Origin of the sequence: Aurantimonas sp. DM33-3, from assembly GCF_014334315.1 — a bacterium.
GTDB classification, from domain to species: domain Bacteria; phylum Pseudomonadota; class Alphaproteobacteria; order Rhizobiales; family Rhizobiaceae; genus Aurantimonas; species Aurantimonas coralicida.
In genome coordinates, this window is the sequence record NZ_JACSGS010000015.1 from 86698 (window position 1) to 113249 (window position 26552).

General features: G+C 67.7%; 23 protein-coding genes. 13 read left to right on the top strand and 10 right to left on the bottom strand.

Features of this window, described 5'->3' with window-relative positions:
- Positions 1–104: 104 nt before the first annotated feature.
- Positions 105–1997 carry a monovalent cation:proton antiporter-2 (CPA2) family protein gene (locus tag H9Q09_RS17865; protein ID WP_187392148.1) on the top strand — a complete coding sequence of 631 codons (1893 nt, stop codon included), beginning with the start codon at positions 105–107 and terminating at the stop codon, positions 1995–1997.
- Positions 1998–2060: 63 nt separating this feature from the next.
- Here the strand turns inward: H9Q09_RS17865 and H9Q09_RS17870 are convergent, their stop codons facing one another.
- The gene (locus tag H9Q09_RS17870) at positions 2061–2279 is read right to left on the bottom strand and encodes a DUF2945 domain-containing protein (protein ID WP_187392149.1); all 219 of its coding nucleotides are present in this window, start codon (positions 2277–2279) and stop codon (positions 2061–2063) included.
- Positions 2280–2456: 177 nt separating this feature from the next.
- On the opposite strand from H9Q09_RS17870, the gene H9Q09_RS17875 reads away from it, so the two are divergent.
- Positions 2457–3587: a DNA topoisomerase IB gene (locus H9Q09_RS17875; RefSeq protein ID WP_187392150.1), complete on the top strand. Its 1131-nt coding sequence runs from the start codon at positions 2457–2459 to the stop codon at positions 3585–3587.
- Between the two features lie 18 nt (positions 3588–3605).
- On the opposite strand, the gene H9Q09_RS17880 is transcribed toward H9Q09_RS17875, so the two are convergent.
- From H9Q09_RS17880 to H9Q09_RS17900, 5 genes are all read right to left on the bottom strand, one after another.
- Positions 3606–4478: a patatin-like phospholipase family protein gene (locus H9Q09_RS17880; RefSeq protein ID WP_024349251.1), complete on the bottom strand. Its 873-nt coding sequence runs from the start codon at positions 4476–4478 to the stop codon at positions 3606–3608.
- Between the two features lie 5 nt (positions 4479–4483).
- Entirely contained in the window at positions 4484–5815 is a 1332-nt protein-coding gene (locus H9Q09_RS17885; protein ID WP_187392151.1) for a pitrilysin family protein, read from the bottom strand.
- A 28-nt stretch (positions 5816–5843) separates the two neighbouring features.
- Entirely contained in the window at positions 5844–7298 is a 1455-nt protein-coding gene (locus H9Q09_RS17890) for a pitrilysin family protein (RefSeq protein ID WP_187392152.1), read from the bottom strand.
- A 108-nt stretch (positions 7299–7406) separates the two neighbouring features.
- Entirely contained in the window at positions 7407–7967 is a 561-nt protein-coding gene (rsmD, locus tag H9Q09_RS17895; protein ID WP_187392153.1) for a 16S rRNA (guanine(966)-N(2))-methyltransferase RsmD, read from the bottom strand.
- Between the two features lie 6 nt (positions 7968–7973).
- Positions 7974–9602 (bottom strand): pseudouridine synthase, encoded by a 1629-nt coding sequence (locus tag H9Q09_RS17900; protein ID WP_246716219.1) that lies wholly within the window; start codon positions 9600–9602, stop codon positions 7974–7976.
- 192 nt (positions 9603–9794) lie between these two features.
- On the opposite strand from H9Q09_RS17900, the gene H9Q09_RS17905 reads away from it, so the two are divergent.
- Positions 9795–10277 (top strand): nucleoside deaminase, encoded by a 483-nt coding sequence (locus tag H9Q09_RS17905; protein ID WP_246716220.1) that lies wholly within the window; start codon positions 9795–9797, stop codon positions 10275–10277.
- A 57-nt stretch (positions 10278–10334) separates the two neighbouring features.
- Here the strand turns inward: H9Q09_RS17905 and H9Q09_RS17910 are convergent, their stop codons facing one another.
- The 4 genes from H9Q09_RS17910 to H9Q09_RS17925 all read right to left on the bottom strand — a co-directional run bounded on the left by H9Q09_RS17910 (position 10335) and on the right by H9Q09_RS17925 (position 16309).
- On the bottom strand, positions 10335–11018 hold the full coding sequence (locus H9Q09_RS17910; protein WP_187392154.1) for a hypothetical protein: 684 nt from the start codon (positions 11016–11018) through the stop codon (positions 10335–10337).
- Between the two features lie 181 nt (positions 11019–11199).
- On the bottom strand, positions 11200–14199 hold the full coding sequence (gene ileS, locus H9Q09_RS17915; RefSeq protein WP_246716221.1) for an isoleucine--tRNA ligase: 3000 nt from the start codon (positions 14197–14199) through the stop codon (positions 11200–11202).
- Between the two features lie 239 nt (positions 14200–14438).
- The gene (locus tag H9Q09_RS17920; protein ID WP_187392171.1) at positions 14439–15419 is read right to left on the bottom strand and encodes a bifunctional riboflavin kinase/FAD synthetase; all 981 of its coding nucleotides are present in this window, start codon (positions 15417–15419) and stop codon (positions 14439–14441) included.
- Positions 15419–16309: a TIGR01459 family HAD-type hydrolase gene (locus H9Q09_RS17925; RefSeq protein ID WP_187392156.1), complete on the bottom strand. Its 891-nt coding sequence runs from the start codon at positions 16307–16309 to the stop codon at positions 15419–15421. Before H9Q09_RS17925 ends, H9Q09_RS17920 begins: the two co-directional genes overlap by 1 nt.
- A 299-nt stretch (positions 16310–16608) precedes the next feature.
- Between H9Q09_RS17925 and groES the strand changes: the two genes are divergently transcribed.
- The 10 genes from groES (at position 16609) to H9Q09_RS17975 (ending at position 26197) form a co-directional block, all read left to right on the top strand.
- A complete protein-coding gene (gene groES / locus H9Q09_RS17930; RefSeq protein ID WP_024349261.1) occupies positions 16609–16905 on the top strand; it encodes a co-chaperone GroES in 297 nt (98 codons plus the stop codon).
- Between the two features lie 83 nt (positions 16906–16988).
- On the top strand, positions 16989–18647 hold the full coding sequence (groL, locus tag H9Q09_RS17935; RefSeq protein WP_024349262.1) for a chaperonin GroEL: 1659 nt from the start codon (positions 16989–16991) through the stop codon (positions 18645–18647).
- Between the two features lie 133 nt (positions 18648–18780).
- Positions 18781–19200, top strand: coding sequence for an Rrf2 family transcriptional regulator (locus tag H9Q09_RS17940; RefSeq protein WP_187392157.1), 420 nt, complete (start codon positions 18781–18783; stop codon positions 19198–19200).
- Positions 19201–19400: 200 nt separating this feature from the next.
- Positions 19401–20171: a sulfite exporter TauE/SafE family protein gene (locus tag H9Q09_RS17945; RefSeq protein ID WP_187392158.1), complete on the top strand. Its 771-nt coding sequence runs from the start codon at positions 19401–19403 to the stop codon at positions 20169–20171.
- A 95-nt stretch (positions 20172–20266) separates the two neighbouring features.
- Positions 20267–20449 (top strand): CsbD family protein, encoded by a 183-nt coding sequence (locus H9Q09_RS17950; RefSeq protein ID WP_187392159.1) that lies wholly within the window; start codon positions 20267–20269, stop codon positions 20447–20449.
- A gap of 272 nt (positions 20450–20721) precedes the next feature.
- Positions 20722–21180 (top strand): (2Fe-2S)-binding protein, encoded by a 459-nt coding sequence (locus H9Q09_RS17955; RefSeq protein ID WP_009208293.1) that lies wholly within the window; start codon positions 20722–20724, stop codon positions 21178–21180.
- Positions 21181–21184: 4 nt separating this feature from the next.
- A complete protein-coding gene (locus H9Q09_RS17960) occupies positions 21185–23341 on the top strand; it encodes a xanthine dehydrogenase family protein molybdopterin-binding subunit (protein ID WP_187392160.1) in 2157 nt (718 codons plus the stop codon).
- A 26-nt stretch (positions 23342–23367) separates the two neighbouring features.
- Positions 23368–24051: a hypothetical protein gene (locus H9Q09_RS17965; protein WP_024349267.1), complete on the top strand. Its 684-nt coding sequence runs from the start codon at positions 23368–23370 to the stop codon at positions 24049–24051.
- Positions 24052–24223: 172 nt separating this feature from the next.
- Positions 24224–25612, top strand: a complete 1389-nt coding sequence (fumC, locus tag H9Q09_RS17970) for a class II fumarate hydratase (RefSeq protein ID WP_187392161.1) — start codon at positions 24224–24226, stop codon at positions 25610–25612.
- A 204-nt stretch (positions 25613–25816) separates the two neighbouring features.
- Positions 25817–26197: a DoxX family protein gene (locus H9Q09_RS17975; RefSeq protein WP_187392162.1), complete on the top strand. Its 381-nt coding sequence runs from the start codon at positions 25817–25819 to the stop codon at positions 26195–26197.
- Positions 26198–26552: the final 355 nt, after the last annotated feature.

A 26552-nucleotide genomic window follows, 5' to 3' on the forward strand; every position in this document is an offset into this window, starting at 1 on the left:
TGTTCGTCACCGAACCATTTATTGTGCGATGCCATAGCCATCAAGGCGTCATTGCACGCGATTGCAGCCGGCCGCGCGTGCAGCAACCGGGAACGGGAGCTTCGGTGGAGCACACAACCTCGATCTTTCTGGAAGTCGTGCTGCTTCTCGGCGGCGGAATCGTCGCAGGCACGCTGTTCCAGCGCATCGGGCTGGGCACGGTTCTGGGCTATCTGTTTGCCGGCATTCTGCTCGGCCCGGTCTTCCGCGTCGTCGCCGATGGCGAGGAAATCCTGCATATCGGCGAACTCGGCGTCGTCTTCCTGCTGTTCATCATCGGACTGGAGCTGAAGGTCGGCCGCTTGTGGGCGATGCGGCGCCAGATCTTCGGCCTCGGCCTTGCCCAGGTGGTGCTGTCCGGCCTGGTGCTGGCGGGCGTCGCCTTCCTGTTCGACTTTACCTGGCAGGCGAGCGTGCTGATCGGCTTCGGCCTCGCTTTGTCCTCCACCGCCTTCGGCCTGCAATTGCTCGACGAGGCCGGCGAGACCAATACCCGCCACGGCCAGTCGGCCTTTTCGATCCTTTTGTTCCAGGATCTGGCGGTGGTGCCGCTTCTCGCCGCGATCCCCTTCCTGGCGCCCGCCTCGGGCGACACGGCGATCGACCCGGTGGAAATCGCCATCTCGATCGGTGCGGTCGCGGCGCTGGTGGTCGGTGGGCGCTATTTGCTCAATCCGCTGTTCCGCCTCATGGCCACCTCCGGCGCCCGCGAGGTCATGCTCGGCGCCGCGCTCTTCGTGGTGCTGGGATCGGCCATGCTGATGGAGGCGGCGGGCTTCTCCATGGCCATGGGCGCCTTCATCGCCGGCGTGCTCCTGGCCGAATCCACCTATCGCCACGAGCTCGAAGCCAATATCGAGCCGTTTCGCGGCCTGCTGCTGGGCCTGTTCTTCATGGGGGTCGGGCTGTCGCTCGACCTCGCCGTCGTCATGCGCGACTGGCTGGCGATCCTCGCCCTGACGCCGGCGCTGATGCTGGCGAAGGCGGCGATCATCTATCTTCTGTCGCGGGCCTTCGGCGAAACCGGCAACACCGCCACCCGCGTCTCCGGCCTGCTCGCCCAAGGCGGTGAGTTCGGCTTCGTGCTGTTCACCGCGGCCTCGGCGGGGCTGCTCATCTCCGAGGCAACGGCTTCGTTCCTCATCGCCATCGTCACCCTGTCGATGATGCTGACGCCGCTGACCACCTGGCTCGGACGCCGGCTCAGCGCCGAGGCGAATGGCGACGAGGAGGTGCTGGACGAGGATTTCGCCGGCGCCGGTGCCTCGGTGCTGATGATCGGCTTCTCGCGCTTCGGGCAGATGACGGCGCAGGTGCTGCTGTCGAGCGGTACCGACGTGACCATCATCGACTCCTCGGCCGAGCGCATCCGCACGGCCGAGGCCTTCGGCTTCCGCATCTATTTCGGCTCCGGGCTGCGCAAGGACGTCCTGGAAGCGGCCGGCATCCGCAAGACGCGGCTGGTCGCCATCTGTACCAACAAGCGCGAAACCACCGATCGGATCGTCGATCTGATCCGCGCCGATTTTCCCAATGTCCGCCTCTATGTCCGCGCCTATGACCGCAGCCACGCTCTGTCGCTGCGCGCCCGGGGCGTCGATTACGAGATCCGCGAGACGGTGGAATCCGCCCTCGCCTTCGGGCGGGCGACGCTCGACGCCCTGGGCATCGAGGACGAGCTGGCCGACCGGATCACCGAGGATGTGCGCCGGCGCGATCTCGCCCGTCTCAAGCTGCAGGAGGCCGAGGGCTTCTATGCCGGCACCGACATGATCACCAACCGCGTCGTGACGCCCGAACCGCTGGTCAAGCCGCGCCCGGCCCTCAAGGACATCGAGCGCTCGCCGAGTGATGACGATGCCGGCGCGAGCCCGGAGGACGGGGCGCCGATCAAGCGCCGCCGCGGCCGCCCCTTCCGCGGGCGCCGTCGCGACTTCGGCAAGATCCAGTCGCGCTGACACGCGACAGGCCGAAGCATCACCCGCCGACCCCGGCCCTGCGAGGCGTCCGGGAGCCGGAGCTCAGTCCGGCTTGGACAGCTCCGATTCCGACTTCAGCACCCGGCTGCCATCCTCCTGCTCGATCATGTAGGCGGGGTTGTCCGCGTCGGCATTGCGGGTGATCTCGCTGCCCTCGATCGTGCGCGTGACCTTTTCGGTGAAGGTGTCGCTGACCTTGCCGGTGCCGGTCCCGCCCCCCCAGTTCCATTCGACCCATTCGCCCTTGCGGTACTTCGCCATCGCTCGCCTCCTGTTGATTGGATAGGCGCGAAGCGATTTCGCGGCGGATGCGTTCCCGCAGGGCTTTGCGTACAGACCGGCCAAATCGCCGCAGACCGGGCGCGGAACCGGAGCCCGAAGGCCGCCGTTTGCAGACTCGTCCCGGCCCTTGCGGCCTTCCATCCATCGGCCCCGTCCATGAACCCTCGCCTTGCCTTTCACGCCGAACAATTCGGCCTCGCCCTCACCGATCCGCACCGGTTCGAGGTCGAGCGCCGCAAATGCGGCAAGGGGTTCAAGATCTGCTTTTCCAACGGCGAGCCCATCGCCGACAAGCGCCTGCGCAAGCGGGTGAAGGCGCTCGCCATTCCCCCGGCCTGGACCGAGGTGAAGATCTGCATGGACGAGAGCGGCCACATCCAGGCAATCGGTCGCGACGAGAAGGGCCGGCTGCAATATCGCTATCACAACGAATGGGTGAATGTGCGCGACGCGGTGAAGACCGAGCGGCTGCTGCGCTTCGGCCATGCCCTGCCCCGGCTGCGCCGCCGCGTCGAGAAGGACATGCGTCGCCGCAAGCTCGACCGCCTGACCACCTCGGCGATCGCCACCCGGCTGATCGACCTGACCGCCATGCGGCCCGGCCATGAGAAATATGCCAGCGATGGCGGGCGCGGCGTCGCCTCCCTGCGCAAGGACAATCTGCGCATCCTCAAGAAGGCGGCGGTGCTGAAGTTCGTCGCCAAGTCCAACAAGCCGCAGCGCATCGAGATCGTCGACCGGCCGATGGTCAAGTCGCTGAAGCGGGTCCGCAAGGGCAAGGGCAAGCGCCTGTTCCGCTTCCCCGATGCCCGCAAGGAGCAGCGCGAGCTGACCGCGAACCTTCTCAACGACTATCTGCACGAGGCCGCCGACGCGCCGGTCTCGGCCAAGGACTTCCGCACCTTCCACGGCTCGGCCGAGGCGCTGCGCTATCTGGTCGAGGATGCCGAGGACAAGGTGAACAGCAAGTCGAAGCGCAAGCGCGCCGTCGCCGCGGCCATGCGATCAGTGTCACAGGTGCTGCGCAACACGCCGGCCGTTGCCCGCGCGTCCTATGTCCACCCGCAGATCGTCGCCGCCTTCGAGGCCGGCGAATTGTCGCCCGACCTCCTGAAGGGTCGCTGCCGCGAGGGACTCACCCGCGTCGAGACCGGGCTGATGCGCTTCCTCGAACAGGCGGCCCGCAAGCCGGTCACGGCCGGGCAGGACGAGACCATGAGCGAGGCGGCGGAAACGCCGCCGCAAACCGGTCGGCTGGACGAGCGGATCCTCGAAGCCGCCGAATAGGCGGGCCGGCGGTTTGGCCTATCCGGCCTTGACCGACGTGATCCCGTGTTGACGCCGACCGCTGTTCCTGGACGAGAGCAGCGCGTCGAGCGACCGCTTGGTCTCTTCCTTCACCGGGCTGGTCTCGTCGAGGATCTGCTTGGTGCGCAGGAAGTCGAGGACGCCGTAATGCGAGACCGGCGGGCAGATCAGGAGGTCCGGCGGGTGCATGTGGACCTTGGTGTCGATGATTGACTGCATCATCAATTGCGACGCCCCGAACAGCGCCTCCAGCGGCGTCGGCATGATGTCCGGCCCGCCCTTCGGTCCGCCATTGACGTCGACGGCGATGACCTTGTCGACCTTGCCCTGCAGCCGGTCGAAGGGCAGCGGGTTGAAGATGCCGCCATCGATCAGGATCCGCCCGTCGCGGCGCACCGGCCGGAACACCGCCGGCAGGGCGGCCGTCGCGGCCAGCGCGCTGAACAGTTCGCCGGAATCGATCTCGCATTCCAGCTTGCCGTAGAAATCGGTGGCCATCACCCCGAGCGGAATCTTCAGCTCGCTGAAATGCAGCGGCAGATCGAGCGGCAGGAAGGCCCGCACGACGCGCTCGGCATTGAGCTGGCCGAGACGCAGTCCGCCATCGGCAAGGAATTCCTGGAAGCTGCCCGGACGGGTGCGCCAGAGCCGGCCGAAGACGAGGCTCTTGCCGGCAAAGCAGTCGAGGACGAAGTCGCGGACGTCGCGGCCGCTCATGCCCGAGGCGCGGCCGGCGCCCATGATGGCGCCGATCGACGAACCGACGATGCGATCCGGCACGAGCCCGAGTTCGTCGAAGGCTTCGAGCACGTGGATATGGGCGAGCCCGCGCGCGCCGCCGCCGCCGAGGGCGAGCCCGAGCGTCGTCACCGCCGTCAGGCTCCCGCGGGACCGACGGTGATGATCGTCGGCGGAGCCGACAGCAGCGCCTCGGCCTGCGCCTTGACGTCGTCGAGGGTGACCGCGTCGATCAGGTCCTGGCGCTTGTCGATATAGTCGATGCCGAGATCGTCGAGCTGGATGCCGAGCAGCGTCGAGGCGATCGCCGCCGAGGAATCCAGATTGCGGATGGCATAGGCGCCCTTCACATAGGCTTTCGCTTTCGCCAGTTCCTCGGCCGTCGGGCCGTTTTCGGCGAGATCGGCCAGCTGCTCGCGGATGATCGCGATGCTTTCCTCGGCCTTTTCCGCCCGCGTCGCGGTGCGGATGCCGAGCAGCGCCGCATGGTCGTAGCTGGCCAGGAACGAGCCGGCGCCATAGGCAAGGCCGCGCTTCTCGCGGATTTCCTCGTAGAGCCGCGACGTGAAGGAGCCGCCGCCCAGGATGTGGTTCATCAGATAGGCGGCGAAGAACTCGTCATCGTCGCGCATCACGCCCGGCAGGGCCATCTGGATCGTGGTCTGCGGCACCGCCAGGTCGACGGCCTCGGTCTTGCCGAGGACCGGCTGGATATCGGCCACGGGCTTCAGCTCGGGCGTTTCGGGCAGCGCGCCGAAGACTTCGTCGAGCCGCTTGCCGAGTTCGTCCGGCGTGATGTCGCCGACGACGCCGACGTAGAGATTGTCGCGCGCGAAGATGCGCTTTCTGAATGCCTCGAGGTCGGCGGCGCCGACGGTTGCCAGCGTCTCCAGCGTGCCCTTGGTCGGCCGCGCATAGGGATGATCGGCGAAGACCGTGCGCGAGAACGCCTTGCCGGCGAGCTCGCCGGGGTCGTTCTGCTCGGCGAGGATCCCGGCCATGATCTGGCCGCGGATCCGCGCCACCGGCTCCTCGTCGAAGCGCGGATCGTTGATCGATGCCTTCAGAAGCGCGAAGGCGTCGTCATTGACCTCGGTGATGGTCCGGAAGCTGCCCGAGAAATTGTCGAGGCTGGCGTCATAGCTCAGCGACACGCCGAGATCGTCGAGCCGCGCCTGGAATTCCTGGCTGTCGATGTCGCCGGCCCCCTCGTCGAGCAGACCGGACATCAGGTTCGCGGTGCCTTCCTTGCCGGGCTCGTCCTGGGTCGAGCCGCCGCCCTTGAAGGCGAATTTCATCGCGATCAGCGGATTGGTGTGATCCTCGACGAGCAGCGCCTTGATGCCACCGGGACTGGTGACCGTCTGGATATCGACGGCCTCGGCGGTGCCGACCGATGCGAAGGACAGGCTGAACGACAGGGCCAGGGCGGCGATCGTGCCACCGAGCGCGGGGACGAATGACTTCAACGGGGGATTCCTTCTGCGAAGGGGAAGATCAGGAGCGCGTGTCGGCATCCGGCTGGGCCTCGGGTCTGAGATAGCCGGTGACCGAGCGCTGCGGCCGCAGATATTTGCGGGCGACGGCGTTGACGTCCTCGACGGTCACCGCCTCGATGCGCTCGGGCCATGCCTCCACATCCTCGATGGTGCGGCCGGTGGCCAGGGCCGCGGCGTAGCGGCGGGCCATGGAGGTCTGGCTGTCGCGCAGATAGATCATATTCTTGCGCACCCGGTTCTTGGCCCGGTCCAGTTCCGCCTCGGTGACGCCGTCTTCGGTCAGCGTCGCGATTTCCTCGTCGAGCGCCGCCTCGACGGCATCGAGGGAGGCGCCGTCGCGCGGCGTTCCATAGACCACGAACTGGGCCTCTTTGAGCGCCGTGCCGCCGTAATAGGTGCCGGTGGCGGCCGCCAGCGCCCGGTCGACGACCAGTCCGCGATAGAGGCGGCTGGTGGTGCCGCCGCCCAGAATGTCCGCCAGAATGTCCAGCGCCTCGGCCTCGCCGTTCTCGTCCGTCGTTTCCGACGGCACCAGATAGGCGGTCTGCAGCGACGGCTGTGTGACGCGCGGATCGGTCAGCGTGACGGTGCGCTCAGCCAGCGGCTCCGGCTCGACCGGACGGACCCGGTCGCCCGGATCGGCGCGCCGCTCGACCTTGCCGTAGGTCTCGGCGACGAGATCGCGGACTTCGGCGACGTCGACGTCACCGGCGATCAGCAAGGTCGCGTTGTTCGGCGTGTAGTATTTGTTGTAGAAGGCGATCGCGTCGTCGCGCGTCAGGCCTTCCATCTCCTGCCGCCAGCCGATGACCGGCGTGCCGTAGGGGCTGTTCTGGAACAGCGCCGCCTGCACGGCTTCCGAGAGCTGCGAGCCCGGATCGTTGTCGATCCGCATGCGGCGCTCTTCCAGGATGACGTCGCGTTCCGGCAGGACCGCCTCCTCGGAGAGAACGAGGTTCTCCATCCGGTCGGCTTCCATCTCCATCACCATTGCCAGCGCGTCGGCCGGCACCTGCTGGTAGTAGCCGGTATAGTCGGAGGTAGTGAAGGCGTTTTCCTGGCCGCCGATATCGGCGACGCGGCGCGAGTACTCGCCAGTGGGATGATTCTTGGTGCCCTTGAACATGAGGTGTTCGAGGAAATGCGCGATGCCGCTCTTGCCGGGCGCCTCGTCCGCCGAGCCGACATGGTAATAGACCATCTGGGTGACGATCGGTGCCCGATTGTCGGGCAGCACCACGACCTGCAGGCCGTTGTCGAGGGTGAAGGTGGTGAGATCCGGCCCGTTCTCGCGCGCCGCGGTCTCGGGCGTCGTCGGCGCCGTGTCGGACGGGCCGGTCACCTCGGCCTGCGCCGGGGCCGGCTCTGTCTGGGCACCGGCCGACAAGGTCAGGGGCAGCACGAAAGCGACGGCGAGCGTCGGCAGGCCGATGGGGCGGAAGTGATGCGTCATCGTTCGGTCTGATCCTCGTTGTTGCACCCTGTTGCAAGCCTCGCGACTATGCCGGATGCCGAGAATCCTTGCCAATTAAGGTTTGTTTAGGTCGCCGTGAGGATGGCGTCAGCGACCCGGGGCGACAAGAAAGCGCAGCACCGTCTCGCCCATGGCGCGTTCGTCGGTCTGCTCGAACCCGCCCGGCACCTCGAACGGCGCGGACAAGGCTTCCTCGACGATCACCAGCGCCCCCGGCTTCAGCCAGCCGCCATCGCGCGCCGAGACGAGCGCCGCCGTGCCGAGACCGCGCCCATAGGGCGGATCGGCGACGACGCAGTCAAATGGCTCCATTGTTCCCACGATGCCGAGGCTGGTGGCGTCGCGCCGGAAGATCTTGGACCGCCCCTGCAGGCCGAAGGCCTCGATGTTCTCGCGGATGAGACCGCGGCCCTCGACGCCTTCCTCGACGAACAGGCAGAAGCGGGCGCCGCGCGACAGCGCCTCGATGCCGAGCGCACCGGTGCCGGAGAACAGGTCCAGCACCCGGGCCCCGTCGAGCTGGAAGCCGGGCCGGTGCGTCAGGATATTGAACAAGGTCTCGCGGTTGCGGTCCGTGGTCGGCCGGATCGTATCGGTCTTCGGGACGGCCAGCCGCCGCCCCTTCAGGTCACCCCCGACGATGCGCATGCCGGATCAGCCCTTGCGCGGCGGACGCGGCGGGCGCCCCGGACGCTGCGGCGCGTCGCCGCCGGAGCGCGGCGGACGACCGGCGGGCTTGCCAGCCCCACCACGCGGCGCCGACGGCCCGGACGGCCGTTCGCCGCGGGACGGGCCCCGGTCGGTCCGGCCGGCCTGCGAGCCCAGCGCCTTCTTGGTGCCCTGCGGCCGTGCGCCCGGCGCCATCCAGACATTGGCACTGCGCTTGGGCGCATCGATCGGACGCTTGGGCGGGCTTGCCGCGTCGTCGCGGCCGCCGGCGGCCTCGCGGTCGCCATAGGGCTTCTTCGGGCCCTCGAAGCGCTTGCCCGGACGCTCGCCGAACGGCTTGCGGTCGCCGCGCTCGGGCCGTCCGGCACGGGTATCGAGCCGGCCCAGCGCATCCTCTCGCTTGGCCTCGCGGACCCGCTTCTTGTTCGGCGCGGTCTCGCTGGCGGAAATCCACTCGTCGGACTTCTTCGGCCGCTCCGTGCGCTCGGCCTCGACCGGGCGGTTGGAGAAGGGCTTGGCCACCGGCGCGTCGAAATCGGCGCCCGATTCCTCGATCAGCCGCTCGCCGAGCTGGTCGCGCAGCATGCGGCCCTTGATCTCCTGCACCGAGCCTTCCTTCAGGTCGCCCAGCTGGAACGGGCCGAAGGACAGGCGGATCAGCCGGTTCACCTCGAGGCCGAGATGCGCCAGCACCTTCTTGACCTCGCGGTTCTTGCCCTCGCGCAGGCCGAGCGTCAGCCAGACATTGGAGCCCTGCTCGCGGTCCATCGTCGCCTCGATGGCGCCGTAGAAGACCCCGTCGATGGCGATGCCCTGGCGCAGCTCGTCAAGACGCGCCTGGGTGATCGCGCCATGGGCGCGCACGCGGTAGCGCCGCAGCCAGCCGGTCGCCGGCAGCTCCAGGATTCGGGCGAGCCCGCCGTCATTGGTCAGGAGCAGCAGCCCCTCGGTGTTGATGTCGAGGCGTCCGACGGTGAGCACCCGCGGCATGTCGCCGGGCAGGCGGTCGAAGATCGTCGGCCGGCCTTCCGGGTCGCGGTTGGTGGTCACCGTGCCGGCGGCCTTGTGGAACAGCCAGAGCCGTGTCCGCTCGATGGCCGGCAGCGGCGCATTGTCGATCTCGATCCGGTCGGAGGCCGTGACGACGACGGCCGGCGTGTCGAGGACCTTGCCGTTCAGCTTGACGCGGCCGTCGGCGATCATGCCTTCGGCGTCGCGGCGCGAGGCAATGCCCGCGCGCGCCAGGCGCTTGGCGATCCGCATCTCGCCAACGGCGGACTCGGTCTCGGCGCGGGGCGCACGGTCGTCGCGCGGCGCCCGCTTCGGCCGGTCGTCACGCACCGGGCGGCGCTCGCCGCCGGACCGCTCCGTGCGATCGCCTTTCGGCGCGTCATGCTGCAGCCGTCCGAAGCTGCGGGGCTTGGCCCCCTCGCCCTTGTCGTCGCGCGCGCCGCCATGGGAGAACATGCCTCGGCTCTTCGGCGTGAATGGCTTGCCGCCCTCGCGCGGCTTCGGCCGGTCACCGCGCTCGCGGTCCCCGCCACCTGCGCCCCGTTTGCCACCGGGTCCGCGTCCGCGACCTTTTCCGTCGTCGCCGTTCGTCGTATCGCTCATGCAACTGCCTCTCATGCGGCGGCTATCTGCTCGGACCGGCGCTCGCGCCGGCTCACCACCGTCGAGATGGTGAAAGGATCGGCGGAGCGGTTCGCCCCTGAGGAGCTGGAACGCTTGCGCCGACCCGCGAATGGATTAGCAGGTGGCTCTACAGCATCGCCCGTCAAAGGGGAACGGGATTCGGACCGCGCCATGAGGCCGGATCGACAGACCAAGGAGCCGCCTCTGCCCCGCCCGACCTTCATGGACATCGCCCTCGAGGAAGCCCGGCTGGCCGCGGCGCGGAACGAAACGCCCGTCGGGGCGGTCATCGTGCGCGGCGACGAGGTCATCGCCCGCGGCGGCAACGAGACCCGCCAGCGCAACGATCCCACCGCCCATGCCGAGATCGTCGCGATCCGCTCGGCGGGTGCCCGGCTCGGCTCCGAACGCCTGCCGGACTGCGATCTTTATGTGACGCTGGAGCCCTGCGCCATGTGTGCGGCGGCGATCTCGTTTGCGCGCATCCGGCGGCTCTATTACGGCGCGGCCGATCCGAAGGGCGGCGGCGTCGATGCCGGGCCGCGCTTCTTCAGCCAGCCCACCTGCCACCATGCGCCCGAGGTCTATTCCGACATCGCGGCCCGCGAGAGCGCGGAGCTTCTGCGCGGTTTCTTCCGGGCGCGGCGGCCCTGACCGCCTCCGCCAACCGGCGACATCCCATGCGCGTGTCTTAAGGGCGAACGGGCGTGATCAGAACGGCAGGAGGTCGCGGATTTTCGAGCCTAGGCCCTCGCCGCTGCCGCGCAGGCGCCGTTCCTTGACGCTCTCGTCGACGCCCGGATCGCCGACCGGGGCGGTGGCCGCGGGCTGGCGATAGGCGACCGGCGGCTCGCTCAGATATTTGCGCTGGGCCGGGCTGCCCTGTGCGCGCTCCTTGAGGCGGGCACGCACGAGTTCGCCGCGGCTGCGCAGCTGCTGCGGCGTTAACAAGGGCGCGTCGTCGTTGTTCTTGCCGAAGTCGAAGCCGTCGCTGCTGGTGCGATCGAGATAGGCCTGCGTCACGCCTTCCTTGCGGGCGGTCGCGACATCCGCCGGCATCGGCCCGTCGCCCTGATAGGCGGCGGCCTGCAGGCGGGCGCTGCGCTGTTCGGGTGATTCCGGCCAGTTCGGATCACCGGTCGTGTTGCGCGCCGTCTGCGGCGCCGGCAGAACACCGGTGTTCTCGGGCTTCACCAGCTCGGGGCGCGGCGCATAGGCGATCTCGGCGCTCTTGTTGTCGCCGCCGAGGCTGACGACGTTGTTGAGATCGTCGAACAGCGTCTCGCCCTGCGACTTGCCGGTGCCGTAGGTCGGTCCCAGACAGCCGGTCAGCGCCAGGCTGGCCGCTCCGATAGCCGTAGCGCGAAGCGCATTGCGGACTGTCTTCGATGTCATCCGGTACGGCCCCCTAGCCGATCATTTCCGCCCCCCATACCGGCATGCGGCCGGTCGGGCAGACCCTGCGCATGTCACGGAAATCTGGCGAATTCCGGGCGCAGTTCTAGGCTGCTGCAATGGGTTCTGCAAGCGTGCGGCCACCGTCGGGGCCGCCGCACGCTGTGATTGACCGCCGCGTTCAGGCCGCCGTCAGCCGCCGCGCGGCCTTCAGCTCGTGCAGCGCCGCCGCATCGCGCGCCGACACGTCCGGGAAGGCCGGGTCGGAGCCGACATCGCCGGTGATCTTCCACGAGCGGGCGCATTTGGTGCCCTCCGCCTTGCGGAAGACAACGGCGACGCCCGGCGTGTCGGCCAGGCGGAAGGCATCCGCCGGGGCCGGCTCGGCCGAGATGACGAGACCCGAGGTGATGGCGATCTCGGCGAAGTCGACCGAGGCCGCCTCTGCCCGCAATTCGGCGTCCTCGACATGGACCACCGGCGAGGCTTCGAGCGACGAGCCGATCACCTTCTCGCGGCGCTTTTCCTCCAGCGCGCCCATGACGACGCGGCGCACCCGGCGCAGCTTCTGCCAGCGGGCAGCAAGCTCGCCGTCACGCCAGGCCGGATCAACGTCGCGGAAGCTCTCCAGATGCACGGACTTGGCCTCCGGATAACGCGACAGCCATGCCTCTTCCATGGTGAAGGGCAGCATCGGCGCCATCCAGGTCACCAGGTGGTCGAACAGGATGCGGACCACCTGCAACGACGCCTTGCGGCGCGTCGAGGACAGCGGATCGCAATAGAGCGCGTCCTTGCGGATGTCGAAATAGAAGGCCGACAGTTCCACCACGACGAAATCGAGCAGCGTCCGGCTGATCCGCTTGAAGTCGAAGGAATCGTAGCCCTTGCGCACGATCTCGTCGATCTCGGCCAGCCGGTTGAGCATCAGCCGCTCCAGCTCCGGCATCTCGGCCAGCGGCACCGTCTCGCCCTCGTCGTGGGAGAGCGTGCCCAGCATCCAGCGCAGCGTGTTGCGCAGCTTGCGGTAGCTGTCGATGTTGGTCTGCAGGATCGTCTTGCCGAGTCTCATATCCTCCGAATAGTCGGAGCTGACCACCCAGAGCCGCAGGATGTCGGCGCCGGACTGCTTGATGACATCCTGCGGGGTGACGACGTTGCCGAGCGACTTCGACATCTTGCGCCCCTCCTCATCCATGACGAAGCCATGGGTGAGGACGGCGTCATAGGGCGCCCGGCCGCGGGTGCCGCAGGATTCCAGCAGCGAGGAATGGAACCAGCCGCGATGCTGGTCCGAGCCTTCCAGATAAAGGTCGGCCGGCCATTTCAGGTCGGGCCGCTTCTCCAGGCAGAAGGCGTGGGTGGAGCCGGAATCGAACCACACGTCGAGGATGTCGCGGACCATGGTCCATTTGTCGGCATCGTGCTCGTTGCCGAGGAAGCGCTCCTTGGCCCCGTCGGCGAACCAGGCGTCGGCGCCCTCGGCCGCGAAGGCTTCGAGGATGCGGGCGTTGACCGCCTCGTCCTTGAGCACCTCGCCATTCTCGTCGGCGAAGACGCAGATCGGCACACCCCAGGCGCGCTGGCGTGACAGCACCCAGTCCGGCCGGTCGGCGATCATGCCGCGCAGCCGGTTCTGGCCCGACGCCGGCACGAAGCGCGTCGCGTCGATGGCGCCGAGCGCGCGGTTGCGTAGCGTGTCCTCGGTGCCGGCGTTTGCCGACTGGCCGTCGAGGCCGTAGCCGCCGAGGTCCTGGTCCATATGGACGAACCATTGCGGCGTGTTGCGGAAGATCACCGGCTTCTTGGACCGCCAGCTATGCGGATAGGAGTGCTTCAGCCGGCCGCGGGCGATCAGGTTGCCCTGCTCGATCAGCGCGGCGATGACCCGCTTGTTGGCGTCGCCCTTCTTGCCCTTGTCGTCGATGACCCGCGCGGCTCCGCCGTCCGCGTCCGGGCCGAAGCCCGGCGCGTCCTTGGTGTAGAAGCCGTCGTCGTCAACGGTGAAGGGGATGGTCGTGTCGATGCCGCGCTTTTCGAGATCGCGGCGCGCATCCATCCAGGCGTCGAAATCCTCGCGGCCGTGCCCCGGCGCGGTGTGGACGAAGCCGGTACCGGCATCGTCGGTGACGTGGTCGCCCTCGAGCAGCGGCACGGCGAAGTCGTAGCCGCCGCCGACACCCTTCAGCGGATGATCGCAGACGAGGCCCGCGAGATCGCCGGCCGGAACGTCCGCAACGCGGCGATAGCCGTCCTCCGGCACCCGCGCCTTCGACAGAACGTCGGCAGCCAGCGCGTCGGCCAGCACCAGCCGGTCACCGGCCTTCGCCCAGCGCGGGTTCTCGGCGTCTTCGCGGGCGGTCACCTCGTAGAGGCCGTAGGCGATGCGCGGTGAATAGGCGATCGCCCGGTTGCCCGGGATCGTCCAGGGGGTGGTCGTCCAGATGACCACGGCCGCACCGGCAAGCGCCTCGCTGCCGCGCACCGGGAACTTGGTCCAGATCGTATCGGACTCATGGTCGTGATACTCGACCTCGGCCTCGGCCAGCGCGGTCTTTTCCACCACCGACCACATGATCGGCTTGGAGCCGCGATAGAGCTGGCCGGACATGGCGAATTTCAGGAGTTCGCCGGCGATCACCGACTCCGCCCCGTAGGCCATGGTCAGATACGGGTCCTTGAAGTCGCCCTCGACGCCGAGGCGGCGGAACTCCTCGGTCTGCACGCCCACCCAATGGGCGGCGAAGTCGCGGCATTCCTTGCGGAACTCGTTGACCGGCACCTCGTCCTTGTTCTTGCCCTTGGCCCGGTACTGCTCCTCGATCTTCCACTCGATCGGCAGGCCGTGGCAGTCCCAGCCCGGCACGTAATTGGCGTCGTAGCCGCGCATCTGGAACGAGCGGGTGATGACGTCCTTCAGCACCTTGTTCAGGGCGTGGCCGATATGGAGGTTGCCGTTGGCGTAGGGCGGCCCGTCATGCAGCACGTATTTCGGCCGGCCGGCCGATTCCCGGCGCAGGGTGCCGTAGAGGTCCATCGCGTCCCACTTGCCGATCCATTCGGGCTCGGCCTTGGGCAGGCCGGCGCGCATGGGAAACGGCGTTTCGGGCAGGAACAGCGTCTTGGCGTAGTCGATCCCGGTGGCGGAACCGGCCGCAGTGTCGTTCTTGGTGTCGCTCATGAATTCAGCCATGTCGTCTGCCGCGGTCGTGACGGCGGCGCGAGAAAAGGAGGCGTGGTGGCGCAAATGGCCGGCAACCCGGACCTTCTCCGGCTTGGCCGGTCAGAAGGCCGGGCGACTAATTCGGCCCGGACGGAGTATTGCGCGTGGATCCAACATGGCGTGGCTTTAGCAACTCCGAGCCCGGATGGAAAGAACGCCCCGCTGCAGGGCTGGCGTCGCCGCTCGCAGGTGAAGGCTCAGAACGCCATGCGGCGGTCGAGGTCACCGAACGGCGCGACGGCGGCGAGCATCGCCCGGGCTTCGTCCGCGTCGCGATCCATCTGGGCAATCAGCGCCTCGGCGTCGTCGAACCGCGCCTCGCCGCGCAGGAAACCGAACAGCGACACCGAAACGGTCTCGCCATAGAGATCGCCGGAAAAGTCGAACAGGAAGGTCTCGAACAGCGCCGCGCCATTGTCGAAGGTCGGACGGCGGCCGAAGCTCGCCACGCCGTCATGCAGTGTGCCGTCGGCACGGCGCAGGCGCACCGCGTAGATGCCGTGCTTCAACAGGCTGTCCGGCTCGATCACCATGTTGGCGGTGGGATAGCCGAGCGTGCGGCCGAGCCTGGCACCGCCAACCACCTCGCCGGCAATCGTCCAGCGGTAGCCGAGCAGCCCCGCGGCCTCGGCGACGGCGCCCTCCCCGAGGCAGTCGCGGATCCGGCTCGACGACACCGTCTCGCCGCCCTCGTCGACGAAGGCCGGCACAAGGGTGGCGCCGAAGCCATGCACCCGGCCGGCCTCGGCCAGCGTCTCGGGCGTGCCGCCACGCTTGGCGCCATAATGGAAGTCGAAGCCGGCGACCACGTGATGGGCGCCCATCGCCTCCACCAGCACGGTCTCGACGAAGGCTTCCGGCGCGAGACCGGCAAACTCCCGGGTGAACCCCTGTTCGACCACCGCGTCGAAACCGAGCATCTCCAGGAGGCGCGCCTTCATCGGCGCCGGCGTCAGCCGCGCCACCGGCTGGTCGGGCCGGAACACCGACCGCGGATGCGGCTCGAAGGTCAGGCAGACGAGCGGCCGCCCCGCGGCCGCCGCGATGGTCCGGGCCTGTTCCAGGACGGCCTGATGGCCGCGATGCACGCCGTCGAAATTGCCCACCGCCACGACGGCGCCGCGCAGAGCCGCCGGCACGTCCGCGACCGAGCCGAGACGCGCGATCGCGTCTGGCATCATGTCAGGGCAGCCATGAAGTAGCGCGCCGTCAGGCCGCGTTCCGACAGGACGGCGGCGACGGTCTGCGTCGCCGAATCCGCCGACGCCAGTTCCTCGCCATGGATGCCGTCGGTGATCAGCAGCGCGTCGGCGCCGAAATCGTTGGCGCCCTTCACGTCGGTCATCAGCCCGTCGCCGATCGCCAGCACCCGCGACGAGGACCCGAGATCGAGGACGCGCGACGCGACGTCGTAGATCGGCCGGTGCGGCTTGCCGGCGAGGCGCACCGTGCCGCCGATCAGGCCGTAGTCGCGCGCCAGCGCCCCGGAACACGGGATCAGCCGTTCGCCGCGATGCACGACGATGTCCGGATTGGCGCAGATCATCGGCAGGTCGAGCGCGTGGAGCCGGGCCAGCATGTCGGCATAATCCGCCGGCGTCTCGACCTCGTCATTGTAGAGGCCGGTGACGATCACGGCCCTCGCGTCGGCCTCACCGACCAGATCGACGTCGATGCCGGCGAAGAGGTCGTAGTCGCGCTCCGGCCCGATGTGGAAGACCGGTCCCGCGACATCGGCGATCAGGGCGCGCGTGGCGTCGCCGGAGGTGACGATGGCGTCATAGGCGTCGTGGGAGAAATCCATCGTGCCAAGCTGCGCGACCACCCCGGCCGACGGGCGCGGCGAGTTGGTCAGGAGCACCACCTTGACGCCTGCCGCACGCGCCGCCGTCAGCGCCGCCTCGGCGGCCGGATGCTTGACGACGCCGTTGTGGACGACGCCCCAGACGTCGCAGAAGATCGCGTCGTAGTCGCCGGCGATCTCGGCCAGCGCGGCGATCGGCCGGACGTCCTGCGGCGGTCGGACGGTATCCGCCCCGCGGCCGGTGTCGGAGAGAGAAGTTTCCATCGGTGTCCACGCTGCCATTGCCTGTCCCGTGCCGATAGAGGCGGCCTGCCGACCGGTCAAGGCGAAGCGCTGTCGCAAGCGCCCGCACCTGCCGCGTCAACACCGCCCAGGGATGCCGGACCGATCCGGCCGGCGATTAACGAAACTTCGATGACGCGATGCGCCGACCGCTTGACACCGCGCCGGCTGCGACACTATCTCCATCGTCGTTAGCACTCGCCCCAGGTGAGTGCCAGTTGTTCACGCCGGATGCCGAAAAGCGGGTCCGGCCATATCCGTCAACGAAGGGTTCAACGAACATGGCAGCTGTGAATTTCCGTCCTCTGCACGACCGCGTCGTGGTCCGTCGGGTGGAATCCGAAGCCAAGACGGCTGGCGGCATCATCATTCCGGACACCGCCAAGGAGAAGCCGCAGGAAGGCGAGATCGTCGCCGTCGGTTCCGGTGCTCGTGACGATTCGGGCAAGGTCGTGCCGCTGGACGTGAAGGCGGGCGATCGCGTCCTCTTCGGCAAGTGGTCGGGCACCGAGGTCAAGCTGAACGGCGAAGACTTCCTGATCATGAAGGAATCCGACATCATGGGCGTCGTCGCCTGATCAGGCGCCTGCGATTTCCGTAATTCCACGAAACTTCGAAACGGCGCGGCCTGATCAGATGGCGCGCCCGGGAGAATACGAACATGGCAGCTAAAGAAGTAAAGTTCGGCCGCGACGCACGTGAGCGCATGCTGCGTGGCGTCGACATTCTTGCCGACGCGGTCAAGGTGACCCTCGGCCCGAAGGGTCGTAACGTCGTCATCGACAAGTCCTTCGGCGCCCCGCGCATCACCAAGGACGGTGTCTCGGTCGCCAAGGAGATCGAGCTCGAGGACAAGTTCGAGAACATGGGCGCCCAGATGGTGCGCGAAGTGGCCTCGAAGACCAACGACAAGGCCGGTGACGGCACGACCACTGCGACGGTTCTCGCCCAGGCGATCGTCCGCGAGGGTGCCAAGGCCGTTGCCGCCGGCATGAACCCGATGGACGTCAAGCGCGGCATCGACGCGGCCGTCCTGAAGGTCGTCGAGGCGCTCGGCGTTGCCGCCCGCTCGATCGACACCTCGGACGAAGTCGCCCAGGTCGGCACCATCTCCGCCAATGGCGAGAAGGAAATCGGCGAGATGATCGCCTCGGCCATGCAGAAGGTCGGCAACGAGGGTGTCATCACCGTCGAGGAAGCCAAGACCGCCGAGACAGAGCTCGAAGTCGTCGAAGGCATGCAGTTCGACCGCGGCTACCTGTCGCCGTACTTCGTGACCAACCCGGAGAAGATGGTCGCCGAGCTCGAGGATTGCTACATCCTCCTGCACGAGAAGAAGCTCTCCAACCTCCAGGCGCTGCTGCCGGTCCTCGAGTCCGTCGTGCAGTCCTCCAAGCCGCTCCTCATCATCGCCGAGGACGTCGAGGGCGAGGCCCTGGCCACGCTGGTCGTCAACAAGCTGCGTGGCGGCCTGAAGATCGCGGCCGTCAAGGCGCCGGGCTTCGGCGATCGCCGCAAGGCCATGCTCGAGGACATCGCCGTCCTGACCGGCGGTACGGTCATCTCCGAGGACGTCGGCATCAAGCTCGAGAACGTCACCCTCGACATGCTCGGCCGTGCCAAGAAGGTCTCGATCACCAAGGAAAACACCACCATCGTCGATGGTGCCGGTGAGAAGACCCAGATCGAAGCCCGCGTCGGCCAGATCAAGGGTCAGATCGAGGAGACCACCTCGGACTACGACCGCGAGAAGCTGCAGGAGCGTCTCGCCAAGCTCGCAGGCGGCGTCGCCGTCATCCGCGTCGGCGGTGCGACGGAAGTCGAAGTCAAGGAGAAGAAGGACCGCGTCGACGACGCCCTCAACGCGACCCGTGCGGCCGTCGAAGAAGGTATCGTGGCCGGTGGTGGCGTCGCGCTGCTGCGCGCTTCCAACGCCGTCACCATCAAGGGCATCAATGCCGACCAGGACGCCGGCATCGCCATCGTCCGCAAGGCGCTTCAGGCTCCGATCCGTCAGATCGTCCAGAACGCCGGTGCGGAAGGCTCGATCATCGTGGGCAAGATCCTCGAGAACGAGTCCCTGTCCTTCGGCTACAACGCCGCGACGGGCGAGTATGGCGACATGATCCAGATGGGCATCGTCGATCCGGTCAAGGTTGTTCGCTCGGCTCTCCAGGACGCGGCATCGGTCGCCGGCCTGCTGGTTACCACCGAAGCCATGATCTCGGAGGCTCCGAAGAAGGAGTCGGCCGGCGGCGGCGGCGGCGGCATGCCCGGCGGCATGGGCGGCATGGGTGGCATGGGCGGTATGGACTTCTAAGAAGTCCGAACCGGCCGGACATTCATCCGGACTATCGAGGGGCTCGGCATCGCCGGGCCCCTTTTTCATGCGCCCTGCCCGCCGCGGGCAGCACCGGCTTGCCCGGCCGCGCCCGCCTTGCGATAGACAAGCCATGATCTCGCAGCGCGCCCGCTACGCCATCCGCTCCTTGAGGAACCTCGCGCCGCGGGCCGCGCCCGTATCGGCCGCCGTCATCGCCGCCGAAGAGCAGATTCCGCGCAAGTTCCTCGAAGCAATCCTGGCCGAGCTGAAACAGGCCGGCCTCCTCGTCAGCCTGCGGGGCGCGCGTGGCGGCTACCGCTTGGCGCGGCCCGGCGACGAGATCAGCTTCGCCGATGTCCTGCGCGTCGTGGACGGTCCGCTGGCGCTCGCCCCTTGCGCGTCCCGCACCGCCTATCGCCGCTGCGAGGATTGCCGCGACGTGGAGACCTGCGAGACCCGCACCGCGCTTCTGGCGGTGCGCGACGCCACCGCCGCCATTCTCGAAGCCCGGCATTTCGGCGAAGGGGACCGGACCGATGATCCTGCCTAGGCCGGGATGCGCCCCATCCGCCCCGGCGTCCGCCCAGGCATATGCGGTCGCACCGCTCGCGGCGTCGAAGATGAGCGATCTCATGGGTCGGCGAAATACGCACAGGATGTGCGCGCGGCAGCCCCTCCGCCGAACTTCTATTCCTATCCAGGAGATAGGAATAAGATAGCCTGATCCGGTCTCCAACGACCGGGTCTTCCATGAGCGACTTTTTCCTGTTCCTTGCCGTCGGCTTCCTCGCCCAGCTCGTCGATGGCGCGCTCGGCATGGCCTACGGCATCGTCTCCTCCACCGTGCTCCTGTCCTTCGGCGTCGCGCCCGCCGCGGCCTCGGCCTCGGTCCACACGGCCGAACTCTTCACCACCGCCGCGTCGGGCACCGCGCATCTCGCCAACCGCAATGTCGACTGGAAGCTGTTCTGGCGCCTCGTGCCTCTCGGCATTCTCGGCGGCGTTCTCGGCACCTACGTCCTGACCAGCATCTCCGGCAGCATCCTGCGCCCCTATGTCGGCGCCTATCTGGCGGTGATCGGCGTCTATCTTCTCGTCCGCTCGTTCCGGAAAATCCCCAGCAAGCCGGTCTCGCCTGCGACCTCCATGCCGCTGGCCGCCTGCGGCGGCTTCCTCGACGCGGTCGGCGGCGGCGGCTGGGGACCGATCGTGACCTCCGGCCTGCTCGGCGCCGGCGGCCAGCCGCGCTACGTCATCGGCACGGTCAACACGGCCGAGTTCCTCGTCACCCTCTCGGTCTCGCTGACCTTCGTCTTCGCGCTCGTCACCGGACATTGGGAGGAGGCCGGTGATCTGACGACCCACGGCCTCGCCATTCTCGGCCTGATCGTCGGCGGCGTCGCGGCGGCGCCCTTCGCCGGCGTGATCGTGCGCCGGATCCCCGAGACGGCCCTGTTGCGCATCGTCGGTCTTCTCGTCTGCGGCCTGGCCATCACGCAGATCGTCGGCCTCATACGCTGAACCCGCCGCAGTTTTCCCGGAACAACCGCACCCGAAAGCCGTTTGGATATCGAAGCTTGGCAGACACTGCCGGCAACGAAGCAAAGGAATGTCCAATGGTCGACAAGAACGAAGTCAAGGGTGCCGCCACCGAAGCCGGTGGCAAGCTCAAGCAGGCTGCCGGCGACCTGACCGGCAACGAGCGCCTGAAGGGCGAGGGTGCGGCCGACGAAGTCGAAGGCAAGACCCAGAAGAATTACGGCAAGGTCAAGGACGCGGTCAACGACCAGACCAGCTGATCGCGCCACGAGCCGAAGACGTATCGAGAGGCCGCCCCATGGGGCGGCCTTTTTCATTTACGGATTCCCGCCGCGCACCACGCCGTCACAGCCCGACTCGACGCACTGTGTGCGCCGCAGCAATTCCCAACCCTCCTCCCCTCTCGACGACGGTGCGGACACCCGATTGTGGTTGCCGTTTCCCGTTGTTCGGCTATTTTGGAATCAATCCAAATCATGACGGAGCCGCACAGCGGCACCTGCCTGACCGGCCGCCCTGAAGGAGGCTTCCCTTGATCAGTTTCACACTCAACGGCGAACAGAAGACGTTCGACGGCGATCCCGACACGCCCCTGCTCTGGGTCATCCGTGACGCCGAGCGCCTGACCGGCACCAAATATGGCTGCGGCATCGCCCAGTGCGGCGCCTGCACCGTGCATCTCGACGGCATGACCCGGCGCTCCTGCATCACGCCGATCTCCACCGTCGACGGCTCCAGCGTCACCACCATCGAGGGTGTCGAGGGCGCGGAAGCGGAGGCCGTGCAGGCCGCCTGGACCGCGATCGACGTGCCGCAATGCGGCTATTGCCAGTCCGGCCAGATCATGTCGGCCGTCTCGCTGCTGCAGTTCAATCCGACGCCGAGCGACGAGGACATCGACAACGCCATGGCCGGCAACATCTGCCGCTGTGCCACCTATCAACGCATACGCCAGGCGATCCACGACGCCTCCGACACGCTGGAGGGCTGATCCCATGGGTATCCAGACCATCAACCCGACCCGCCGCAACTTCCTGATCGGCACCGGTCTCGTCATCGGCGTGGCGCTGGCCTCGCGGGCGAAGGCCGCCGCTGCCCTGATCCAGGGTGCGCCGGCCGGCCCCGCCGGCCCGGCCAGCGAATTCAACGCCTTCGTGCGCATCGCCCCGGACAGCACGGTCATGGTCCTGTCGAAGCATATCGAGTTCGGCCAGGGGCCCTATACGGGCCTGACCACGCTGGTCGCCGAGGAACTCGACGCCGACTGGAGCCAGATGCGCGCCGCCGCGGCGCCCGCGGACGAGACCTACAAGAACCTCGCCTTCGGCCTGCAGGGCACCGGCGGGTCGACGTCGATTGCCAATTCCTACGAGCAGATGCGCAAGGCCGGCGCCACGGCACGAGCCATGCTGGTCGCCGCGGCGGCCGAGGAATGGGGCGTGCCGGCCGAGGAGATCACCGTCTCCAAGGGTCGCATCGCCCATGCGGCCTCCGGCAAGGAATCCGGCTTCGGCGAACTCGCCGACAAGGCCGCCACCATGGATGCGCCGTCCGATCCGGTCCTCAAGGACCCGAAGGACTTCGTCCTGATCGGCACCGACCGGCCGAAGCTCGACACGCCGGAAAAGACCAACGGCAAGGCGGTCTTCACCCTCGACGTCCTCGCCGACAACATGATGATCGCCATGGTCGCGCATCCGGCCCATTTCGGCGCCACTGTGCAGAGCTTCGACGATACGGCGGCCCGCCAGATCCCCGGCGTCGTCGACATCCAGCAGATCCCGCAGGGCATCGCGGTCTATGCCGAGAACACCTACGCCGCCCTGAAGGCGCGCGATGCGCTGAAGATCGTCTGGGACCTGACCACCGCCGAGTCGCGCTCCAGCGAGGAGATCTACGAGGATTACCGCGCGCTGTTCTCCGGCGAAGGGCTCGAGGCTGCCAATGAGGGCGACGTCGACGGCGCGTCCTCGGCGAACGGCATTACCACGATGCACTCCGACCTCGTCTTCCCCTTCCTCGCCCATGCCCCGATGGAGCCGCTCGACGCGGTGCTGATCAAGCAGGAAGACGGCTCGATCGACTGCTACAACGGCTCGCAATTCCCCGGCCAGGACAAGGCCGCGATCGCCGAGGTCTGCGGCGTCGACGCGTCGAAGGTGCGGGTGAACATGCAGCTCGCCGGCGGCAGCTTCGGCCGCCGCGCCCAGTTCGGCTCGCCCTACATGCGCGAGGCCGCCGCCGCCTTCAAGGCGTCCGGCATGGACCGCCCGATCAAGCACATGTGGACCCGCGAGGACGACATTCGCGGCGGCTTCTACCGCCCGATCTACGTCCACGCGATCAAGGGCGCCATCGATTCCGAGGGCAACATCGTCGCCTGGGACCACAAGATCGCCGGCCAGTCGATCATGAACAAGACCGAGCTCGACGAGACGACGGTCGAGGGCGCCTCGGACCTGCCCTATGCGATCCCCAATCGCCGGGTCTACGCCCATCAGACCGAGCTGCCGGTGCCGATCCTGTGGTGGCGTTCGGTGGGCCACACCCACACCGCCTTCGCCGTCGAGACCTTCCTCGACGAGATGCTGGAAAAGGCTGGCAAGGATCCTGTCGAGGGGCGCCTGGCACTGCTCGGCGAGCATCCGCGCCACACGGCCGTCCTGAAGAAGGTCGCCGAGATCGCCGGCTGGGGCACGCCCGCGCCGGAAGGCCGCCAGCGCGGCGTCGCCGTCCACAAGAGCTTCAACACCTATGTCGCGGAGATCGCCGAGGTCTCCATCGGCGAGGACGGGGCTCCGAAGGTCCACAAGGTCTGGTGCGCGGTCGATTGCGGCGTCGCCGTCAATCCGAACATCATCCGGGCTCAGATGGAGGGCGGCATCGGCTACGGCCTCGGGGCGATCCTCTACGACCAGATCACGCTCGGCGACGGCGGCCGCGTCGTCCAGTCCAACTTCCACGACTATCGTTCGCTGCGCATCAACGAGATGCCCGAGGTCGAGGTCGCCATCATCCCTTCCAGCGAGCCGCCGACGGGTGTCGGCGAACCCGGCACTCCGCCGATCGGACCGGCCGTCGCCAATGCCTGGCGTCGCCTGACCGGCCAGCCGGTGCGCCGCCTGCCGATCGTCGGCAACCTCGTCTCGTGAACGACAGGACAGCATCTGTGACGTCAATGACATCCCTGGCCGGCCGCTTCGCCGGCATCCTCGTCGCCGCCGGCCTCGTCATGGGTCCGGCCGGTGCGCAGGAACGCGCGCCCGCAGCGCCCGAACCCTCGACGCCCGCCGTCGCACCGCAGGCCGATCCCGAGCGGACCCTGAAGCCGGTCTCGGCCTTCGACGGGATCGCCGACGAGACCCAGCGCTCGATCGCCATCTTCGAGGAAACCGGCAAGGTGCTTCTGCATCCGCGCTGCGTGAACTGCCATCCGGCGGGCAATTCGCCGCTCCAGGGCATGGAGATGCGCGAGCACCAGCCGCCTGTCGTGCGCGGCGATTCCAATTTCGGCGCCCCCGGCATGATGTGCAACACCTGCCATGGCCCCGAGAATGTCGAGGTGGTGGCGCAGGCCGAGGGCATCCGCTCGATCCCCGGCAATCCGAACTGGCATGTCGCGCCGATCGAGATGGCCTGGGAAGGCCGTTCGCTGGCCGAGATCTGCGTGCAGATCAAGGATCAGGACCGCAATGGCGGCAAGACCCTGGCCGAGCTCGTCGAGCACATGGCCGCCGACGATCTGGTCGGCTGGGGCTGGAATCCGGGCCAGGGCCGCGAGAAGGTACCGGGCACGCAAGAGCAGTTCGGCGCGCTCTACGAGGCCTGGGCCGCGACCGGGGCGCATTGCCCGGCCGGCTGACCGGCCAGCATCCATGACGACAGCTTGCAGGCGGGTCCCCCGGGGCCCGCCTGTTTCGTTTGGGGCTCCGCCGCCGGCCTAAACCGATTTTACCCTGCGTCCGCCCCTTCCGATCCGGCGGCGCGCCCGGTAAGCCATGCCCGACCTGTACACGAGCTGCGAAGGGCAGAAGATGAGCACCCGTACCGAAACCGATTCCATCGGCGCCATCGAAGTCGAGGCCGACCGCTACTGGGGCGCCCAGACCGAACGGTCGCGCAACAATTTCCGCATCGGCGGCGACCGCCAGCCGCTGCCGCTGATCCACGCCCTTGCCCTCGTCAAGAAGGCCGTCGCCCGGGTGAACACCTCAATGGGCCGCCTCGACGGCCAGGTCGCCGACGCCATCGAGAGCGCCGCCGACGAGATCGTCGCCGGCAAGCTCGACGACCACTTCCCCCTCGTCGTCTGGCAGACCGGCTCGGGCACCCAGACCAACATGAACGTCAACGAGGTCATCTCCAACCGGGCGATCGAGATGCTCGGCGGCACCATGGGCAGCAAGAAGCCGGTCCATCCCAACGACCACGTTAACATGAGCCAGTCGTCCAACGACGTCTTCCCGACGGCCATGCATGTCGCCACGGTGCTGGAGACCCGCCGCCTGCTGCTGCCGGCGCTCGACCGGCTGCACGGCTCGCTGGACGCCAAGGCGAAGCAATATGCGTCGATCATCAAGATCGGCCGCACCCATACCCAGGACGCCACGCCGGTGACGCTCGGCCAGGAATTCTCCGGCTACGCCGCGGCGCTGGAACTCTCCAAGAAGCGCATCAACGACGCTCTCGACGGTGTCCTGGCGCTGGCCCAGGGCGGCACCGCCGTCGGCACCGGCCTCAACGCGCCCGAGGGCTTCGATACGGCGGTCGCCGCCGAGGTTGCCAAGCTCACCGGTGAGGCGTTCCGCACCGCGACCAACAAGTTCGAGGCGCTGGCTTCGCACGGCGCGCTGACCTTCTTCCACGGCGCGCTCAACTCGCTGGCCGCCGATCTGATGAAGATCGCCAACGACATCCGCTTCCTCGGCTCCGGCCCGCGCTCCGGCCTCGGCGAACTCAACCTGCCGGCCAACGAGCCCGGCTCGTCGATCATGCCGGGCAAGGTCAACCCGACCCAGGCCGAGGCCATCACCATGGTCGCCACCGAGATCTTTGGCCACGACACGACCGTGACGGTCGCCGCCTCGCAGGGCCATTTCGAGTTGAACGTCTTCAAGCCGGTCATCGCCAACGCCGTCCTGTCCTCGATCCGGCTTCTGGCCGACTCCATGGTCAGCTTCGCCGAACATTGCGTCGACGGCATCGAGGCGAACGAGGAGCGCATCCAGAGCCTGATGGAGCAGTCGCTGATGCTGGTGACCGCGCTGGCGCCGACCATCGGCTACGATGCGGCTGCCAAGATCGCCAAGACGGCGCATCAGAACGGCACGACCCTGCGCGAGGAAGCCGTCGCGAGCGGCCTCGTATCCGAGGCGGATTACGACCGGATCGTCGACCCGCGCACCATGATCGCGCCGGGCTGATCCGCCCGACAGACGGCGACGATCGATGCCTGCCTATCGGTCGTCGCCACCCGAACTGGGATTGTATCGTTTTTGGTTGACGAATTGTCGGCGCCAGGCCGGGATGCAAGTTCCCGCGCGGCAGTTTACCTGTGCATCGGTTCAACCAACAAAGGCACTGCGGAACATCATCCACCGCAACGACGCCGCCCAGGAGACATCGCCATGAACGCCAATCTCATCCTTCTCGGCAGGATTCTCCTGTCGATCATCTTCATCTTGTCGGGCTTCGGCAAGCTCGCCGGTGCCGCAGGCTTCTCGGGTTATCTGTCCAGCCTCGGCGTGCCCGCTCCGCTCGTGATGGCCTATGTCGTCGGCGCCTTTGAGCTCCTCGCCGGCATCGCGGTCCTCGTCGGCTTCCAGACGCGGGCCGTGGCGATCGCGCTGGCCGCCTTCTGCGTCGCCACCGGTCTCCTCGCCCATATCGACGACCAGACCGCGCTGCTCAAGAACATCGCCCTCGCCGGCGGCTTCCTCGCCCTTGCCGGCGCCGGTGCCGGCGCGCTGGCCGTCGACAAGCCGAAGCGCGAAAGCCGCTACGCCTGACAGGCCTAAAGGTCCAAGGAACACCTCAGCCGCTCCGGTCGCCAACGCGCCGGGGCGGCTTTTTCGTGTGCGCTCCCCCGAACCGCACCCCCAACCGGCATCCGCCGAACGGAGATGCCTTTACGTAAGTTCTGTTGCCTTATCGAATTTTCTTCTTATAGCATCGCGGCGCGTGAGATTCGCCACGTGACGCCGGCCAGCAGGTTCGATGGGGGAAATATGACGGAACGTGTCATACCCGCCTGCGCTTGATCTGACTCAGCTGTGATTTTCCTGTCCTGGGCGTTCGTGATTCCCTGTCTGGCGAAGGGAGGGAAAGAGCGATGGCCGTAAGAATCAACGAGGACCTGTCGGC

What these genes read in the sequence shown, in the direction of transcription:
- ileS (WP_246716221.1), bottom strand. Translation starts at nt 14,199, where the DNA reads ATGAGCGACACCAAGAACGACACTGCGGCCGGTTCCGCCACCGGGATC.
- H9Q09_RS17870 (WP_187392149.1), bottom strand. Translation starts at nt 2,279, where the DNA reads ATGGCGAAGTACCGCAAGGGCGAATGGGTCGAATGGAACTGGGGGGGC.
- H9Q09_RS17975 (WP_187392162.1), top strand. Translation starts at nt 25,817, where the DNA reads ATGAACGCCAATCTCATCCTTCTCGGCAGGATTCTCCTGTCGATCATC.
- H9Q09_RS17940 (WP_187392157.1), top strand. Translation starts at nt 18,781, where the DNA reads ATGATCTCGCAGCGCGCCCGCTACGCCATCCGCTCCTTGAGGAACCTC.
- H9Q09_RS17905 (WP_246716220.1), top strand. Translation starts at nt 9,795, where the DNA reads ATGAGGCCGGATCGACAGACCAAGGAGCCGCCTCTGCCCCGCCCGACC.
- groES (WP_024349261.1), top strand. Translation starts at nt 16,609, where the DNA reads ATGGCAGCTGTGAATTTCCGTCCTCTGCACGACCGCGTCGTGGTCCGT.
- H9Q09_RS17925 (WP_187392156.1), bottom strand. Translation starts at nt 16,309, where the DNA reads ATGGAAACTTCTCTCTCCGACACCGGCCGCGGGGCGGATACCGTCCGA.
- rsmD (WP_187392153.1), bottom strand. Translation starts at nt 7,967, where the DNA reads ATGCGCATCGTCGGGGGTGACCTGAAGGGGCGGCGGCTGGCCGTCCCG.
- H9Q09_RS17890 (WP_187392152.1), bottom strand. Translation starts at nt 7,298, where the DNA reads ATGACGCATCACTTCCGCCCCATCGGCCTGCCGACGCTCGCCGTCGCT.
- H9Q09_RS17910 (WP_187392154.1), bottom strand. Translation starts at nt 11,018, where the DNA reads ATGACATCGAAGACAGTCCGCAATGCGCTTCGCGCTACGGCTATCGGA.
- H9Q09_RS17920 (WP_187392171.1), bottom strand. Translation starts at nt 15,419, where the DNA reads ATGCCAGACGCGATCGCGCGTCTCGGCTCGGTCGCGGACGTGCCGGCG.
- H9Q09_RS17900 (WP_246716219.1), bottom strand. Translation starts at nt 9,602, where the DNA reads ATGAGCGATACGACGAACGGCGACGACGGAAAAGGTCGCGGACGCGGA.
- fumC (WP_187392161.1), top strand. Translation starts at nt 24,224, where the DNA reads ATGAGCACCCGTACCGAAACCGATTCCATCGGCGCCATCGAAGTCGAG.
- H9Q09_RS17965 (WP_024349267.1), top strand. Translation starts at nt 23,368, where the DNA reads ATGACATCCCTGGCCGGCCGCTTCGCCGGCATCCTCGTCGCCGCCGGC.
- H9Q09_RS17875 (WP_187392150.1), top strand. Translation starts at nt 2,457, where the DNA reads ATGAACCCTCGCCTTGCCTTTCACGCCGAACAATTCGGCCTCGCCCTC.
- H9Q09_RS17950 (WP_187392159.1), top strand. Translation starts at nt 20,267, where the DNA reads ATGGTCGACAAGAACGAAGTCAAGGGTGCCGCCACCGAAGCCGGTGGC.
- H9Q09_RS17945 (WP_187392158.1), top strand. Translation starts at nt 19,401, where the DNA reads ATGAGCGACTTTTTCCTGTTCCTTGCCGTCGGCTTCCTCGCCCAGCTC.
- groL (WP_024349262.1), top strand. Translation starts at nt 16,989, where the DNA reads ATGGCAGCTAAAGAAGTAAAGTTCGGCCGCGACGCACGTGAGCGCATG.
- H9Q09_RS17960 (WP_187392160.1), top strand. Translation starts at nt 21,185, where the DNA reads ATGGGTATCCAGACCATCAACCCGACCCGCCGCAACTTCCTGATCGGC.